The organism is Pseudoalteromonas sp. Cn5-37 (assembly GCF_021532495.1).
Lineage (GTDB): Bacteria > Pseudomonadota > Gammaproteobacteria > Enterobacterales > Alteromonadaceae > Pseudoalteromonas > Pseudoalteromonas simplex.
The window spans coordinates 630,134-645,987 of the sequence record NZ_JAKGBA010000001.1 but is presented as its reverse complement, the minus strand read 5'-3'; the positions used below and the strand labels follow the sequence as shown (position 1 = coordinate 645,987).

General features: G+C 40.9%; 13 protein-coding genes. 11 read left to right on the top strand and 2 right to left on the bottom strand.

Annotated elements, in window-relative coordinates; genetic code table 11:
- Positions 1-9 precede the first annotated feature (9 nt).
- The 4 genes from L1266_RS02885 to L1266_RS02870 all read left to right on the top strand — a co-directional run bounded on the left by L1266_RS02885 (position 10) and on the right by L1266_RS02870 (position 3,119).
- Positions 10-828 carry an ABC transporter permease gene (locus L1266_RS02885; protein WP_235376813.1) on the top strand — a complete coding sequence of 273 codons (819 nt, stop codon included), beginning with the start codon at positions 10-12 and terminating at the stop codon, positions 826-828.
- The gene (locus L1266_RS02880; protein ID WP_054551568.1) at positions 825-1,733 is read left to right on the top strand and encodes an ABC transporter ATP-binding protein; all 909 of its coding nucleotides are present in this window, start codon (positions 825-827) and stop codon (positions 1,731-1,733) included. The genes L1266_RS02885 and L1266_RS02880 overlap by 4 nt, the downstream gene beginning before the upstream one ends.
- A 2-nt stretch (positions 1,734-1,735) precedes the next feature.
- Positions 1,736-2,110, top strand: coding sequence for a PH domain-containing protein (locus L1266_RS02875; protein ID WP_054551567.1), 375 nt, complete (start codon positions 1,736-1,738; stop codon positions 2,108-2,110).
- Positions 2,111-2,330: 220 nt separating this feature from the next.
- A complete protein-coding gene (locus L1266_RS02870; RefSeq protein WP_235376812.1) occupies positions 2,331-3,119 on the top strand; it encodes a putative porin in 789 nt (262 codons plus the stop codon).
- Positions 3,120-3,176: 57 nt separating this feature from the next.
- On the opposite strand, the gene L1266_RS02865 is transcribed toward L1266_RS02870, so the two are convergent.
- Positions 3,177-5,027: a M2 family metallopeptidase gene (locus tag L1266_RS02865; protein WP_054551565.1), complete on the bottom strand. Its 1,851-nt coding sequence runs from the start codon at positions 5,025-5,027 to the stop codon at positions 3,177-3,179.
- A gap of 168 nt (positions 5,028-5,195) precedes the next feature.
- Between L1266_RS02865 and L1266_RS02860 the strand changes: the two genes are divergently transcribed.
- On the top strand, positions 5,196-7,475 hold the full coding sequence (locus tag L1266_RS02860; RefSeq protein ID WP_235376811.1) for an acyl-CoA dehydrogenase: 2,280 nt from the start codon (positions 5,196-5,198) through the stop codon (positions 7,473-7,475).
- Positions 7,476-7,533: 58 nt separating this feature from the next.
- Here L1266_RS02860 and L1266_RS02855 read toward each other — a convergent pair whose 3' ends face one another.
- Complete coding sequence (locus L1266_RS02855) at positions 7,534-9,906, bottom strand: EAL domain-containing protein (RefSeq protein ID WP_235376810.1); 2,373 nt, start codon at positions 9,904-9,906, stop codon at positions 7,534-7,536.
- Positions 9,907-10,097: 191 nt separating this feature from the next.
- On the opposite strand from L1266_RS02855, the gene pyrC reads away from it, so the two are divergent.
- The 6 genes from pyrC to L1266_RS02825 all read left to right on the top strand — a co-directional run bounded on the left by pyrC (position 10,098) and on the right by L1266_RS02825 (position 15,849).
- Positions 10,098-11,144, top strand: a complete 1,047-nt coding sequence (gene pyrC / locus L1266_RS02850; RefSeq protein WP_054551562.1) for a dihydroorotase — start codon at positions 10,098-10,100, stop codon at positions 11,142-11,144.
- A gap of 340 nt (positions 11,145-11,484) precedes the next feature.
- Positions 11,485-11,694, top strand: coding sequence for a cold-shock protein (locus L1266_RS02845; RefSeq protein ID WP_036967526.1), 210 nt, complete (start codon positions 11,485-11,487; stop codon positions 11,692-11,694).
- 408 nt (positions 11,695-12,102) lie between these two features.
- A complete protein-coding gene (locus tag L1266_RS02840) occupies positions 12,103-12,717 on the top strand; it encodes a response regulator transcription factor (RefSeq protein WP_082389172.1) in 615 nt (204 codons plus the stop codon).
- Between the two features lie 466 nt (positions 12,718-13,183).
- Positions 13,184-13,954 carry a DUF3450 domain-containing protein gene (locus L1266_RS02835; RefSeq protein ID WP_054551560.1) on the top strand — a complete coding sequence of 257 codons (771 nt, stop codon included), beginning with the start codon at positions 13,184-13,186 and terminating at the stop codon, positions 13,952-13,954.
- Between the two features lie 6 nt (positions 13,955-13,960).
- Positions 13,961-15,325: a MotA/TolQ/ExbB proton channel family protein gene (locus L1266_RS02830; protein WP_054551559.1), complete on the top strand. Its 1,365-nt coding sequence runs from the start codon at positions 13,961-13,963 to the stop codon at positions 15,323-15,325.
- A complete protein-coding gene (locus tag L1266_RS02825) occupies positions 15,325-15,849 on the top strand; it encodes a MotA/TolQ/ExbB proton channel family protein (protein WP_054551558.1) in 525 nt (174 codons plus the stop codon). Before L1266_RS02830 ends, L1266_RS02825 begins: the two co-directional genes overlap by 1 nt.
- Positions 15,850-15,854 lie beyond the last annotated feature (5 nt).

The following is a 15,854-nucleotide window of genomic DNA, read 5'->3' as shown; positions in this document are numbered from 1 at the left end:
GGATTATGAGTGACGCAGTTACATCCTAAACGCCTTGCACAAATTGCCCAATTTGAGCTGGTACGACTATTTCTGACCAAACGTGGTTTGTTGGCGGTTACCGCTTTTGCCATTTGTTGGCTACTAATTTTACGCTATCCCATTGCCCAATCTGTGACCTTGATTAGCTCACCTGATTTTGCCGACTTTGCAAGGCAAGCATTTGGCGCCATTGGCATCAGTAAATTACTTGATTGGCCTGAATCTGAACTTGCCGTTTATTGGCTGGTTGCCTTATTTAGTTTCCCAAGCTTTTGTTTGTTTTTATGTAGTGACCAAACAGTGGGCGACAGACAGCGAGGTACGTTACGCTTTTTATCACTTAGAGCTACTCGTTCAGAAATTATTATTGGCCGCTTTTTAGGACAGCTACTCATTTTAGCTGCATTGTTGTTTGTTACCTTGATGGCAACGGTTGCAATGCTTGGCTATCGTGAGCCAAGTTTACTGCTTTCTGGCTTATCGCGAAGCTTTATGTTGTTATTTTATTTGCTTGTTGCAGTTATGCCATTTATTGCCTTGATGAGCTTTTTAAATACATTTGCCCGTTCATCGCGTCTTGCGTTTGTTTTGGCTATTTTGTTTTTTGCTGGCGGTAATATTGTGATTGGCTTACTAACATGGCAATGGCCTGCATTTGAGGTTTTAAATTACATATTTCCGGGCTATCAACTTGATTTAATGGCAGGTCAACGTGCAGGTGTGACACTGGCTCTTGGTTTACCACTTTTACAAACGGCAGTGCTACTGGTTGCTGGTGAACGAATTTTTGCAAGGAGCTCATTATGACCGTTTTAATTCAAGCACAAGGCTTGTCAAAAAACTACGGGGCTAAGCGAGCGCTCGATAACGTCAGCTTTGAGATAAACAAAGGGGCACCGGTAGCGCTAGTTGGTCCTAATGGTGCAGGTAAAACAACGTTATTCAGTTTGTTATGTGGCTATATTTTACCTAGCTCAGGAAAGCTATCGGTAATGGGGTATACCCCAGGCAGTGCGGCGTTATTTGGTAAGCTAACCGCGTTACCGCAAGATGCCCAGCTTGATCCTCGTTTTAGTATTGCGCATCAACTTAACTTTTATGGTCAATTACAAGGGCTCAGTGGTGCGGTTCGTAAAAAAGAAACGGCTCGTGTTTTAGAGCTCGTTGGTTTATCAGAAGTGGCTAAGCAACGACCAGATGATCTTTCTCATGGTATGCGTAAGCGAGTGACGATTGCACAGGCATTAATTGGCTCACCTGAAATAGTGATGCTTGATGAAGCAACTGCAGGCCTTGATCCAATTCATGCTCGTGAGGTAAGGGAGCTGGTAAGTTCTTTAAGTAACGAAGCAACATTTATTTTAAGCTCCCATGACTTAACTGAACTTGAGCGTTTATGCTCACAAGTTTTACACCTCGATAAAGGGGTGTTAAGTGAGCATCAAGCCCGTTCTAGCACGCAAGATAATAAACACTTTATTACGCTGCAGTTAAATCAACACTATGATGATGTAGAAGCAAAGCTTGCTGGTCTTGCCCATGTACATCATGTTTATATGAGCCAAGCAAAAGAATATGTGATCGAGTTTGAGAAAACCGCTGAGCCTTTTGACATCAATCTTCTACAATTTTGTTATCAGCAAGGTTGGCAGTATCGTCAACTGGTAAATGGTCACACACTCGAAAATCAAATTTTTCATAAGGAGAGCTAGTTATGGGTCTATTAAGTGGATTAATGGGTAATGCAAGTGAAGTCGATAACGACGACTTAGAAGAGCTGCTTGCTAATACATTGATTGATGGTGAAACAGTTCAAAAAGCCTATAAAGTTATTCGTGATATGTTCATCTTTACTAATAAAAGATTAATTATCATAGATAAACAAGGTGTTACCGGTTCTAAAGTTGAAATGCTGAGTATTGCTTACTCAAAAATTACTAAGTTTAGTAAAGAAAGTGCCGGGCATTTTGACCTAGATGCTGAACTGAAAATTTGGGTTGGTTCAGATCCAACGCCAATCAGTAAAGACTTTAAAGCAGGAGATAACATTAATGAGGTTTATAGAATTATAAGTCAATTTGCTTTATAAAGTACTGACAAATCTTGTTTTTTTATTAAAAGTTGGCTAAAAGATGAAAGTTTTGGCCAACTTTTTCTTTACATTTACCGACACTTTATTACAATTAATCAAGTAAAAACAAACGCTTAGTTAAGTTTCCATTCAGTTTTCTGACGTTAGCATGTGCCCAACTTAGCCATCAGGCTAGTTTTCAACAGCAATGAAACAATGTTAATAGGGAAATCTGTTTATGAAAAAGTTAGCAGTTATTATTTCGAGTATGCTTCTGTCAACTGCCGCGACTGCTGCGGATAGTTACCAATCAATCAGCCATTTAGGATACAAGGACACCGATGGCAACGACACTGTAAGTGTTGATTCAACTTATTACTTCGCACCAAAGAAAACGATGGGTCCATACGACCAGTTTGAATACATCAACAGAACAACTAACGTGTTTGGTTCGTACGCAGATGATGACTTTGGTGATGTGACTAACATCGGCGGTGAGTACTTCGTACAAGATTTTGTAATCGGTGCGGGTTACAGCAATTACGATTACGGTTCAGACACTGATTTATTCAATGTGTCTGCGGGTTACTTCTTTAACCCTAACCTTCTTCTAAAAGCGACTTTCACTGACGTTGAAGATGGTGATAACTATGTAATGTTCGACCTTAAGTACAATCATCAAATTAACAGCACTGATTACTTAGGTTTCACGTTCACAGCAGACGACGAGTTTGATTATCGTGCGGTTAGCGCTAAATACTTTATGGATCTTCAACAAGGTAATTACCTAACGATTGAAGGTACAATTGCTGATACTGATGATAGTGGTAGATCTTGGGAGCTAGGTTCTAACTACTACTTCTCTAAAGCAACATCGGTATTTGTAACGTTTAATAAAGAAGATGACTACAGCTTTGGTGCTCAGCACTTCTTTAATAAAAACGTTGGCTTAAAAGCTGGTTATGCAAACAACTGGGATGACTCAGACTACGATGCATACTTTGCAAACCTAAGCTTACAGTTTTAATCATTAATTTGATGATATAAAAAAGCCCGCATTATGCGGGCTTTTTCGTTTTTATCATTACCAACCGCACTGGCGGCCTTCATTTTGCTCATCAAGGTATTTTTGTAACGGTGCAAAGTAATCTAAGATTGCTGTTGCATCCATTTCTTCTTTACCAGTGATTGTCGCAAGTGCTTCTTGCCATGGGCGGCTTGAGCCCATTTCTAACATAGCATTTAGTTTTTCACCAGCCTCAGCAGAGTTGTATACAGAACAACGGTGAATCGCTTCTTCGTTACCGGCAATTTCACATAAACTTCTGTGGAAGTCGAATTGTAAAATGTGCGCTAAGAAATAACGTGTGTAAGGCGTGTTGCCTGGTACGTGATACTTAGCACCTGGATCGAAGTCTGCTTCGCTACGTGCGATAGGCGCTTGTACACCTTGGTATTTTTCACGTAATTCCCACCACGCTTTGTTGTAGTTCTCTGGCGTTACTTCACCTGAGAAAACTTTCCAGCGCCATTGGTCTACTAATAAACCAAATGGGATAAATGCTACTTTGTCTAATGCCATTTTCATTAACAGGCCGATATCTTTAGATTCATCAGGCACGTCGTCTAATAAACCAATTTCTTTTAAATAACCCGGCGTTACAGAAAGTGCAATGGTGTCACCAATCGCTTCGTGGAAACCATCGTTCGCACTTTCTTGATAATAAATAGGCTGTGTGTTGTAGGCGCGTTGGTAGAAGTTATGCCCTAGTTCATGGTGAATAACAGAGAATTCTTCACCTGTGCGTTGAATACACATTTTAATACGTAGATCATCTTTGCTATCAATATTCCATGCAGATGCATGACATTGTACGTCACGGTCTTGCGGTTTAGTGAACAGCGAGCGCTCATAGAAGGTATCTGGCAATGGCGCAAAACCCATTGAGGTGAAGAACTTCTCAGCGCCACGTACCATTTTAAGTTCGTCGTAATCGTGCTCAGCTAATAGTTCTGTTACGTCATAACCAGGATCGGCATTTTCTGGTGCAACAACATCGTAAATGTTACCCCACGTTTGTGCCCACATATTACCTAGTAGGTGTGCAGGGATAGGCTGGTCTTGTGGTACTTTATCTTCGCCATATTTTTCACCTAGCTTGGCACGAACATGACAATGTAATGAATCATAAAGCGGTTTAACTTGGCCCCAAATACGGTCGAGTTCTTTTGCAAAATCATCGGCTGGCATGTCGTATTTACTACGCCACATAGCACCTGTATCTGCATAACCTAGCTCTTTTGCACCTTCATTGGTGAGTGCAACTTGTTGCTCATAAAGTGGGCGCATAGGTTTTGAAACTTGTCGCCAGCCTTGCCATAAATCAAGCAATTCATTGTAATCACGGCTCGTTGCCATTTTAGCAGTCATCTCGCCAAGGCTTAAACAGCTACCATCTTCTTTACAGTATTTACCTTTACCATAAATACCCCCTAGCTCAGCCACTAATTGTGAGAGCTTAGCTGTTTTTTCAGCATCTTGTGGAGCAGGTAAGGTAAGTGCGAGTTTAAGTTTATCGAGTTTACGACGTGCATCGTAATCAAGCTCTAAACTATCGAACTTTGCGGCTTCATTAGCAAGACGAACCACAGCTTCTGTCATTTTGCGATTTACTTCAGCAGATAGTTCAGCAGTATCATGGGTGATGAAGTTGGCATAAATCCACTCAGCACGGCTTGCTTCTAAATAAAGCGCGCTTAATTCTTTTTCAGTATCGGCGATAAATTTAGCGGCATCTTGTGCGGTTACTTGGCTTGTTTTGACTTCAGCAGTCGTTGTTTTAGTGCTCGCAGTGTCATCATTACAGCCTGTAAGTGCTAGTGCACTGGCGACCATAAGCGCGCTGATGCTGAGCTTAAATGGAGTCTTTTTCATAACGTTCCCTAGAAGTTTATTGTTATTTATTGCCCATGCATAATAGCAGTGTCTTAGTAAACAACAAACTGCCTAGTTGAAAACAAGCTAAGTAAGCGCTGCTTACGTTGTATTTATGGCACGATCAGTCATACTTGAACCAGTTAAATAAAATAAAAGGATTGCACAATGACGACCGTAATCATTCTGTTACTAGTTGCTGTGATTGTAATTTTTGCTGTGAAAGACATTCGCATCAATCTTGTCACACGACCTACGTTTAGACTATTTAAAAAAGTTTTGCCGCCGTTATCGCAAACAGAACGTGAAGCTATGGAAGCGGGTGATGTTTGGTGGGACGGTGAGTTATTCAGTGGTAACCCTGATTGGCAAAAGCTGCATCGTTTTCCTAAACCTGAACTCAGCGAAAAAGAGCGCGCATTTATGGGTGAGCAAGTCGAAACTTTGCTAGCCATGCTTGATGATTATCAAATCGTGCAAAAAGATAAAGACCTACCAAAAGAAGTGTGGGACTACCTAAAAAAAGAAGGATTTTTTGCACTAATCATTCCTGAAGAATTTGGTGGCCGAGAGTTTTCAGCCATTGCTAATTCAACCATTGTATCGAAAATTGCCACTAAGAGCTTAACCGCTGCGGTCACCGTTATGGTCCCCAATAGCTTAGGTCCTGGCGAATTGCTTCTTCATTACGGTACCAAAGAGCAACAAGAGCGTTGGTTGCCAAGCCTAGCTAAGGGCGATGATGTGCCTTGTTTTGCATTAACGGGCCCTGAGGCTGGGTCTGATGCAGGCAGTATTCCTGATACTGGGGTGGTTTGTAAGGGCATGCATAACGGTGAAGAAGTGATTGGCTTAAAACTTAACTGGTCAAAACGTTATATCACCCTTGCGCCAATCGCCACAGTACTGGGTCTTGCATTTAAAATGTACGATCCTGAAGGTTTATTGGGTGATAAAAAAGAGCTTGGTATCACGTGTGCACTTATTCCGACAGATCACGAAGGTGTGCAAACAGGTGAGCGTCATTACCCGTTAAACATGGCATTTATGAATGGCACAACGTACGGTAAAGATGTGTTTATTCCGCTTGATTGGATCATCGGTGGCGAAAAGGGCGCAGGTAGAGGTTGGCGCATGTTAGTTGAATGTTTAAGTGCGGGCCGCGGTATTTCGTTACCGGCACTTAGTACGGCAACAGGTCACTTGGCTTCAAGAATGACATCAGCCTATGCAACCGTTCGCCAACAATTTGGTGTGTCGATTGGCCAATTTGAAGGTGTTCAAGAAGCACTCGCTCGCATTGGTGGTTTAACTTACACCTTAGAATCAGCGAGGCTAATGACCGCAGGGGCGATTGATTTAAAACTAAGTCCATCTGTGGTTACCGCTATAGCTAAGTACCATATGACTGAAATGGGCCGTACAGTTATGAACGACGCGATGGACATTCATTCTGGTAAAGGTATTCAAGTCGGGCCGAATAACTATTTAGCCCATGGCTATATGGGGATCCCGGTATCGATTACCGTTGAAGGTGCAAATATTCTGACTCGTAACTTGATGATATTTGGTCAAGGCGCTACCCGTTGTCATCCGTTTGTTTTAAAAGAAATGGAAGCAGCAGCAATGGAAGACCAAGATGTTGCTTTAAAAGAGTTTGACTCATTACTACTGCAACATATTTTATTTGCAGGCAGTAATGCAGGTATGGCATTTGTGCACGGTTTAACGCGAAGTTACTTCGCTAAAGCCCCTGTCTGTGGCGCAACCACTGGTTACTATAAACAGTTAAGTCGCATGAGTCGTGGTTTAGCATTTTGTACTGACGTTGCGATGCTAGTATTAGGCGGTGAGTTAAAACGCAAAGAGATGATTTCGGCACGTTTAGGTGACGTGCTTAGCCATTTATACCTTGCTTCATGTGTATTGAAACGTTATGAAGATGAAGGGCGTCAGCAAGCTGACCTACCATTTGTGCAATATGCCGTTGAGCATTCGTTATTCTGCATTGGTCAAGCATTCGATGGCTTCTTTAAAAACTTCTCTAACCCAGTGGTTAATTTTTTACTAAAACGTATTGTGTTCCCTCTGGGTAATCATTACCACCGTCCAAGCGATGAGTTAGCACAAACAATGTGTGAGCACATGAGCAAACCAGGGGTCTTTAGAGACAGATTAACCCATCTTTGTTATGTTGATGAAAATGCAGGCACGGGTGTCATGGAAAATGCCTTTTTAGCCATGATTGACACCCATGAAGACTTTAAGCAGCTTCGTAAATGGCAAAAAGAAGGCACTATTGCCAAAAAACTTGAACTTGAGGGCGCAATTGCCGCAGCAGCAGAGAAAAACTTGATAAACGAAACCGTTGCAGAGCGTATGAATCAAGCCAATGAGCTACGTAAACAAGCGATAGCCGTTGATAACTTCTCCCCCGGCGAGCTGTAACTTCTTGCCAAGTTGAAATAATTAAAGCCTTGAATTTGCAAGGCTTTTTTATCTTAGCTTATACCAATCCGTGAGTGATGACTTTTTCTGCTTCGCTGGCTGGCATGGGTTTCGCTTTTAAGAAGCCTTGACCAAACTTACATTGAGTTTGTTTTAAGATTGCCAATTGTTTTTCTGTTTCAATCCCTTCCGCAACAACATCGAGCTTTAACGACTGTGCTAACGATAATATGGCATCCACCAAGGGGTTGTGTGCTTTATTTAAATGATCGATAAAGCTTTTATCGATTTTTAAAATATGGATAGGTAATTGGTGTAAATAACCAAGCGCTGAGTAGCCAGTACCAAAATCATCTAAGCACAGTTTAACTTCAAGAGGCTCAAGGCCTTTAATAATTTTTGTTGCTAGCTCTAAATTACCAATTAGCCCAGATTCAGTGATTTCTAAGCACAGCGAGCCTAAAGGGAGTTTGTATTTAGAGTACAAAGCATGGATTTGCGCGACGAAGTCGAGACTTGCAAAATGACGTGATGACACATTCACGGTAATTCGGCCAAACGCTTTACCTTTACTTGCCCACAGTGCGATTTGCTTTGCCGCGAGTTCAAGCAAGTGTAAATCTAAGTTAATAATTTGGCCTGTGTCTTCTGCAACGGGTATAAAATCATTTGGCGAGACAAAGCCTTTACTTGGGTGGTGCCAACGCACAAGCGCCTCAAAGCCGACAACCTGTGCATCTTGAATGGTAAAAATTGGCTGGTAGTAAAGTTCAAAGTCGTCATGTTCAATACCATGCTGTAAATCATTTTCTATATCCGCATGATTTTTGAGCTTTTTACGCATGGTATTGTTAAAAAACTTAACTTTACCGCGGCCTGATGACTTCGCCTCGTACATTGCAGCATCAGCATGCTGTAATAGCTTATAAGCTTGATCGCGACTACTTTCACAAAACGCAACACCAATACTTGTGGATGCCTGAAGTAAGTGGCCATCAATATCAAGAGGCTCAGCGAGAACCAGTTGAATTCGTTCAAGGGCATCTTTAATTTGTTGTTTATCGGTGATGTTCTCCATAAAAATGGCAAACTCATCGCCCCCTAAGCGGGCAAAGGTATCGGTATTGCGGATGGTACCTAAGATTAACTCACAGATTTTGACCAAAAAGTGGTCACCAACCTCATGACCTAATGAATCATTGATACTTTTAAAACGGTCAAAGTCTAGATAGAGCAGGGCATGTTGGTGGCGCTTATCTGCTCTTGCCAGACGAAGGATCGCATGTTTAATACGCTCTATTAATAACGAGCGGTTAGCAAGGCCGGTTAATTCGTCGTGAAGAGCTCGGTGCTCAAGCTCTTGTCTTGATAATTGGCGGTCTATCGCCATGCTAATTTGGCGGCTCACATACGTGAGTAAGGCACGGTCATGTTCGTCATAGTGATAGCTTTTACTGTAACTTTGTACGGCGATAACACCACTAATACGCTCATTTACTTTAAATGGCACCCCTAGCCAAGACTCGGCCTGACGACCAACCATTTTAAAATGACCCGCATCAATGTGTTGTTGAAATTCTTCTTTCGTAAAAAGTAAAGATTGGTCGATGTTTAATAAATAATAAGATGCGGTGTCTTTTAGTTGTTCTTTCGATATTTTCTTATGGGCGTTAGAACGCACGCCTTCTTCGATAATATAAACTAAATCAAGCACATCGAGTTGCTTGTCATACAGGCCAATAAAGAAGTTATCAGCCCTCAGTAAAGAGGTAATAATGCCGTGTAAAGATTCAAAGAAGCTATCTAGCTCGCTTGATTGATAGGTTAAGTTAGCGATTTGCAGCATCGAGCGTTCTAGCTTTTGTGCATCATTTAACTGCATCACAGTTTGCTGTAAGTCTTCTACGGTGCGAACTTGATTTATCTTGGCACTGAGTAAGTGGGCGACAGTTGATAAAATCTCTAAATGCGTATCATTGTAGTAATGTTTTTGCGGGTGCTCACAGTCAATGACACCCAGTACTTTTTCTTTGTAAACTAATGGTACGCAAAGCTCAGAAAGAGCAGGGCGAGAATCGGCAATATAACGCGGGTCTTGACTGACATCGCCAATCATTAAGGGTTTGCCAGTGCTTGCGACATAACCCGTAATACCTTGATCAAAGCTAATTTCTGTTCGGTCGATATGGTAAGTATCATGGCTACTTGCCGTGCCAATAGACGCCATTTCTTTTAGGGTACGTGTTTTATCGTCTGCTAGGTAAATGACACACTCTATAAAGCCCAGGCGGCTCACTACCTCTGATGTAACATATTCGAGTAACTCTTCAACTGTATCTAACTGCATTAGAGATGATGAGAACTGATTAATAATATGTAATTGGTCTGTTTTGACTTCAAGTGCAAAAGCCGTGTCTAAACTCTTAGGCATAGAATAAAAGGTAACCAAAATGTTGTATTAATTTATTACGTTAACCTACTATCAAACTATCCACAAAGTTATTTTCAAAAAAAACGTATACTGGTGTAAACTAGGCACCTGAAAATGAACTTGGGTAAATAAGCGAGGTTATTTGCTCAATGTTTATGCTATCCCCCTAACTTTAGCCGTGGAAACAAGCAATGTCAGATTTAAATTCGATGCAAACTCTAACAATTACACGCCCAGATGATTGGCACATTCATTTACGTGATGGTGAGCAACTCGTTGATACCGTTCGTGATGCAAGCCGTTACATGGGGCGAGCAATCATCATGCCTAACCTTGTTCCACCGGCAACTTGTACAGACACTGCATTATCTTACTATGAGCGAATTAAAGCTGCGGGCCCACAAGGTAACTTCGAACCATTAATGGTGCTTTACCTAACAGATAAAACTACGCCAGAAGAAATTAAAAAAGCTAAGGCAACAGGTAAAATTGTTGCTGCTAAACTGTACCCAGCTGGCGCGACGACCAACTCAGATTCTGGTGTGACATCAGTTAAGAATATTTACCCTGTACTTGAGGCAATGCAAGAAGTAGGGATGTTACTGTTAGTACATGGTGAAGTAACCGATTCATCAATTGATATTTTTGACCGTGAGAAGGTCTTCTTAGATACAATTTTAGCGGATGTAGTAAATGACTTTCCGAGTCTTAAAATTGTGCTTGAGCACATCACGACAAAAGATGCGGTAGAGTTTGTTAATAATGCACCAGAGAATGTTGCTGCAACCATTACTGCTCATCACCTTCTTTATAACCGTAATCATATGCTAGCAGGTGGTATTCGCCCGCATTATTACTGCTTACCTATTCTAAAGCGTAACATTCACCAACAAGCGTTAATTGGTGCTGCAACAAGCGGCAGCAAAAAGTTCTTCTTAGGTACTGACTCTGCACCACATTACAAAGACAAAAAAGAAGCGGCCTGTGGTTGTGCTGGTGCATATACTGCACATGCAGCTATTGAGCTTTATGCTGAAGCGTTTGAAGAAGCGGGTGCTTTAGACAAGCTTGAAGGTTTCGCGAGTCACTTCGGTCCTGACTTTTACGGTATGCCTCGAAACCAAGATACCATTACACTAGTAAAAGAGAGCTGGACAGTACCAGCTAGCTATAAACTAGGCGATTCAGAAGTGGTGCCAATCAAAGCAGAAGCACAAATGGACTGGCAAGTTAAGTAAGTTTTAGCAAGGTCTAAATCGAGAGTAAAAAGCCCATCTATTTGATGGGCTTTTTTCATTTATAATTAATTGTTTATAAATAGTACTGTCATATATTTTTGTTTGAGCGGTTGACCTTAAAATTATTTTCGATTAATAGAGCTAAAAGCTATTTAATGTGTTAGTCTTAAATTGCTTTGAGTTTTTGCGTATTGAATTTACGGATAATGTGCGGCTGTACGGTTACCGGTTTGGTTATTGGTTCTTCCTGTACTTTACCCCAAGTTTATTGGGCATTCACTCAGGGAGGATAGAGCCATTATGGCTGAATTTTAATAATTGACTTACAGGAAAATTTGGTATGTCAAACACGGTTACTGGTAAAGTTAAGTTCTTCAACGAAGCTAAAGGTTTCGGTTTCATTGAACAAGAAAATGGCCCTGATGTATTCGTACACTTCAGCGCTATCACAGGTACAGGCTTCCGCACTCTAAGCGAAGGCCAGCAAGTATCTTTCGGCATCAAACAAGGTCAAAAAGGCCCTGAAGCTGAGAACGTAGAAGTAGCATAATTTATTATGTGAACCTAAGCATTTTGGTGAAACAGTTTCTGTTTCACCAAAATTCATTTACTCCCCAAATATCATACAGTTGTACCTAAACCTATTTAAACCTAAAGTATTGTGTTAGCCTTTTTTAATAGGTAATTCTTCTAGAACTTTCTCAACTATTCCTTTAAAGCTACTCTCGGTATCTAAAGTACTATATGCTCTTAGACTTAGTTAATTAAACATGACATTGATCGTTGTGTAAGTGAAGAATTTGATCTAACGAGAAAATTTAGTACTCATTTTCAGAGATTGTAGATTTTTTTACCAACATCTGAATTTCCCGCTAAACTTAGTGATATATAAGACAGCGGTAATTTAAATGAGCAATAAAATACTCGTTTGATAGATATAATGAAGGTTTGCTAATTGATGAGCATAGGAAATAATATACTTTTGGTAGACGATCACCCGATGGTGGCAACAGCAATTAAAATGGTTTTATCCAAATCGACCTTAGTTAACGAAGTTCAAGCTGTTGGAAGTCAAAAAGAAGCACTACAATTTTTAAAAGCTAATAATGTAGCGTTAGCTATATTAGATATTGAGTTAGAAGACTCAGATGGTTTTAGCTTATACAAGCGGGCTGTTAGTGCAGGGTTTACTGGCAAAGTGTTATTCTTATCAGCTAAGCAAGATAAGCATATTATACGCACTGCAGCAAAGTTGGGAGCGCAAGGCTTCGTTAACAAAGCTGAGAGCCTTGAAGATATTTCTTCTGCAGTTGAAATGATCTTGCGTGGTTACACCTTTTTTCCTCAAGAGCATTTAATTGCTTCTGAAAAAGACATTGACGAGTTACTCACTGAGCGTGAACTCGCCGTAATGAATTACCTATTGCAAGGGCTATCGAATAAAGACATTGGTGAAAAACTTTTCATCAGTAACAAGACCGTCAGTACTTACAAAACAAAGATATTTGAAAAGCTTGAGGTTGATTCAGTTATCTCATTAGCTAAGCTAGTAAAAGACCGCGCCGTGTTCTAATGGCGGCAGTTATAAGTCAAGATTAAATCCCGTTTAATGTTTAGTAAGCAGTTTGCTTGCTTATTAAACATTCCCTGCCTGTAAATGCATAAAAATTCTTCTAATTAGATTTTTTAGATGAAAAAACTGAATTTTTTTTTCATTTTTCTTTACCGCTTTTTGATTTCAATAAATGTTACATTTATGTTTAAGTTTGAACGGAATATGAATGTGATGATTGTTACTAAAGGGCTATAGAAGCCTTACAGATGTGTGGCTGTTATATTTTTGTTAATTCGTTGTTTTGGTTATTTTCATATCAACGACGAGTCACCAAATTTTTCCGATGAAAGCCGAACATCAAGTTGACAGACTCAGATGCATTTAGCATTATTGGAGGGTTGATATCTATTAAAAGATATCAGGGTTGTCCTCTTCGGAGGGTAATTAAATTATAAAAGTAACATTACTTAATTGGTTGGGAACTATGTCTGTTAAAATCAGAAAGAGTCTTGTAGCATCAGCGTTGGTTGGCGCTTTTGCATTTGCAAGCAGCAATGTGATTGCAGATCCTTTGAAAGATGTGCAAGATGCAGGTCAACAAATTCAAAAGGCTGCTGTTAAGTCTCAAACTAAAATTGACAATGTATATGGTCAAACTCAAGAGCTAATCGCTGAGTACCGTAGCGTTGTTGACGAAACTGAGCTAATGAAGGTTTACAACGATCACGTAGCACGTTTGGTCGCTGACCAAAACGCTTCAATCGAATCGTTTGACCGTCAAATCGCAACTATCGATAACACGAAACAAAACGTTGTGCCTTTGATGTATCGCATGATCGATACGCTTGAGCAATTCATCAAAGCGGACGTTCCGTTCAATCTTGAAAACCGTCTAGCACGTGTTGAAAGACTTCGTGACATCATGGCGTCAGCTTCAGTTACTACATCTGAAAAATTCCGCCAAGTTCTTGAAGCTTACACTGTTGAAACTGCATACAGCTCAGCTGTAACTGCTTCTCAAGGTACTCTTGAGATCGATGGTAAGAGCATCAACGTTGACTTCGGTCGTTTAGGTCGTATCACTTACGTAGCTCAGTCTTTTGACCTTAAGCACGCGTGGGTGTGGGATAACAACACTAAACAGTGGAAAGAATTAGGTGAAGAATACCTAAAACCTGTTAAAGAAGTTATCCGTATGGCGCGTAAACAAGCGACATTAGAACTTGTTAAACTACCAATTTTTGGCGCGGAGTAATCAATAATGAAGAAACTATTTAAAGGTTTTGCTGTTGCAGCAGTACTATCTGTTTCTGCAGGTACCGCGCTTAATGCACACGCAAACACTGATGCTTTAGACAAAATTCTTGAGCAAGTTAAGCAAGAACGTATCTCTGAAGGCAAATTAAATAAGCAACGTGAACAAGAGTTCCTTTCAGCTCGTGCTGACAAGCAAGCGTTACTTAACAAAGCTAAAAGCGACCTAGCTGCTGAAAAAGCACGTGGTGACCGTTTAGCTAAAGAATATGCTCAAAACGAAAATACTTTAGCAGAAAAAGAGCAAGCTCTTTTAAATGCTCAAGGTACTTTAGGTGAGATGTTCGGTGTTGTACGTCGTGCGGCTGCTGATGCAATCGGTTCAATCGAAGCATCACTTGTTTCTGCTGAAAAACCAGGACGTGCTGAAGTACTTCGCTCACTAGCTGCTGCGAAAGAACTTCCAACTGTTCGTGAACTAGAAGAGCTTTGGATTTCTCTTCAAACTGAAATGACTGAGTCTGCTAAAGTTTCAACTTTCGAAACTGAAGTTGCAGGTCTTGACGGTTCATCTTCTGTGAAGAAAGTAACGCGTATCGGTAACTTCAACTTAGTAACTGACGACGGTTATTTAATCTATTCTCCAGAAACTAAAGCGATTCAACCTCTAGGTAAGCAACCTGATAGCTACATCCTAGCGGGTATCAGCGATTTAGAAGGTACTTCTGCAGATAACTACGCTGGCGTATACATCGACCCGACTCGTGGCGCGATCTTACGTATCAACACGCAGAAGAAATCACTAATGGAATACTACGAGCAAGGTGCTGAAGTAGGTTACATCATCACACTATTATTAGTTGTTGGTCTACTTATCTTCATCGTTCGTTTCATTGATCTTGCGCTTACTAGCACTAAGATTAAGAGCCAGCTTAAGAACCTTTCTACTCCGAATACAAACAACCCACTGGGTCGTATTCTTAAGGTTTACGCTGACAACAAGAATCAAGACGTTGAAAACCTTGAGCTTAAACTTGACGAAGCAATCCTACGTGAAACGCCTCGCATCGAAGCTGGTATCAACATCATCAAGATCTTGGCAGCAATCGCTCCATTACTAGGTCTACTGGGTACGGTAATCGGTATGATCCTTACGTTCCAAACAATCACATTGTTCGGTACAGGTGATCCGAAGATCATGGCTGGTAATATCTCTCTAGCACTTGTAACTACAGCGTTAGGTCTAATTGCAGCTCTACCACTTATCCTACTTCACTCAATTGTTGCGGGTCGTAGTAAGTCGGTTCTACATGTCCTTGATGAGCAAAGCGCTGGTATCATCGCTGCTCACGCGGAGAAGGAGAAAGCCTAATGCTAGTCCTGATGGAGATCTGGGAATCTATCAGGGATTTTGTTGGCACAGGCGGCCAGGTATTATACGTGGTCGCGATAGCACTCTTTCTTATGTGGGTTTTAATGATTGAGCGCTATTGGTTCCTACTAGCTGAGTTTCCTCGTATGACGAAGAACATTGTAGCTCAGTGGGATGCCCGCCAAGACACTACGTCTTGGTACGCACACAGAATCCGTGAAGCATGGATTTCTGAAGCGTCTGAAAAATTAGATCAGCGTATGTTGTTGATTAAGACATTAGTAGCTGTTTGTCCTTTAATCGGCTTATTAGGTACTGTAACGGGTATGATCGCGGTTTTCGAAACCATGGCTACTCAAGGTACTGGTAACGCACGTTTAATGGCATCAGGTATTTCAATGGCAACAATCCCAACAATGGCTGGAATGGTTGCGGCACTATCTGGAGTATTCTTTAGCTCACGTCTTGAAGCGAGAGCGAGAATGGCGAAAGCTAAACTTGTAGATAGCATGCCTCATCACTAGAGAGA

Excerpts from the sequence above, each read along its gene's own strand:
- L1266_RS02875 (WP_054551567.1), top strand. The coding sequence starts at position 1,736 with ATGGGTCTATTAAGTGGATTAATGGGTAATGCAAGTGAAGTCGATAAC.
- pyrC (WP_054551562.1), top strand. The coding sequence starts at position 10,098 with ATGTCAGATTTAAATTCGATGCAAACTCTAACAATTACACGCCCAGAT.
- L1266_RS02830 (WP_054551559.1), top strand. The coding sequence starts at position 13,961 with ATGAAGAAACTATTTAAAGGTTTTGCTGTTGCAGCAGTACTATCTGTT.
- L1266_RS02865 (WP_054551565.1), bottom strand. The coding sequence starts at position 5,027 with ATGAAAAAGACTCCATTTAAGCTCAGCATCAGCGCGCTTATGGTCGCC.
- L1266_RS02870 (WP_235376812.1), top strand. The coding sequence starts at position 2,331 with ATGAAAAAGTTAGCAGTTATTATTTCGAGTATGCTTCTGTCAACTGCC.
- L1266_RS02880 (WP_054551568.1), top strand. The coding sequence starts at position 825 with ATGACCGTTTTAATTCAAGCACAAGGCTTGTCAAAAAACTACGGGGCT.
- L1266_RS02845 (WP_036967526.1), top strand. The coding sequence starts at position 11,485 with ATGTCAAACACGGTTACTGGTAAAGTTAAGTTCTTCAACGAAGCTAAA.
- L1266_RS02855 (WP_235376810.1), bottom strand. The coding sequence starts at position 9,906 with ATGCCTAAGAGTTTAGACACGGCTTTTGCACTTGAAGTCAAAACAGAC.
- L1266_RS02840 (WP_082389172.1), top strand. The coding sequence starts at position 12,103 with ATGAGCATAGGAAATAATATACTTTTGGTAGACGATCACCCGATGGTG.
- L1266_RS02825 (WP_054551558.1), top strand. The coding sequence starts at position 15,325 with ATGCTAGTCCTGATGGAGATCTGGGAATCTATCAGGGATTTTGTTGGC.
- L1266_RS02835 (WP_054551560.1), top strand. The coding sequence starts at position 13,184 with ATGTCTGTTAAAATCAGAAAGAGTCTTGTAGCATCAGCGTTGGTTGGC.
- L1266_RS02860 (WP_235376811.1), top strand. The coding sequence starts at position 5,196 with ATGACGACCGTAATCATTCTGTTACTAGTTGCTGTGATTGTAATTTTT.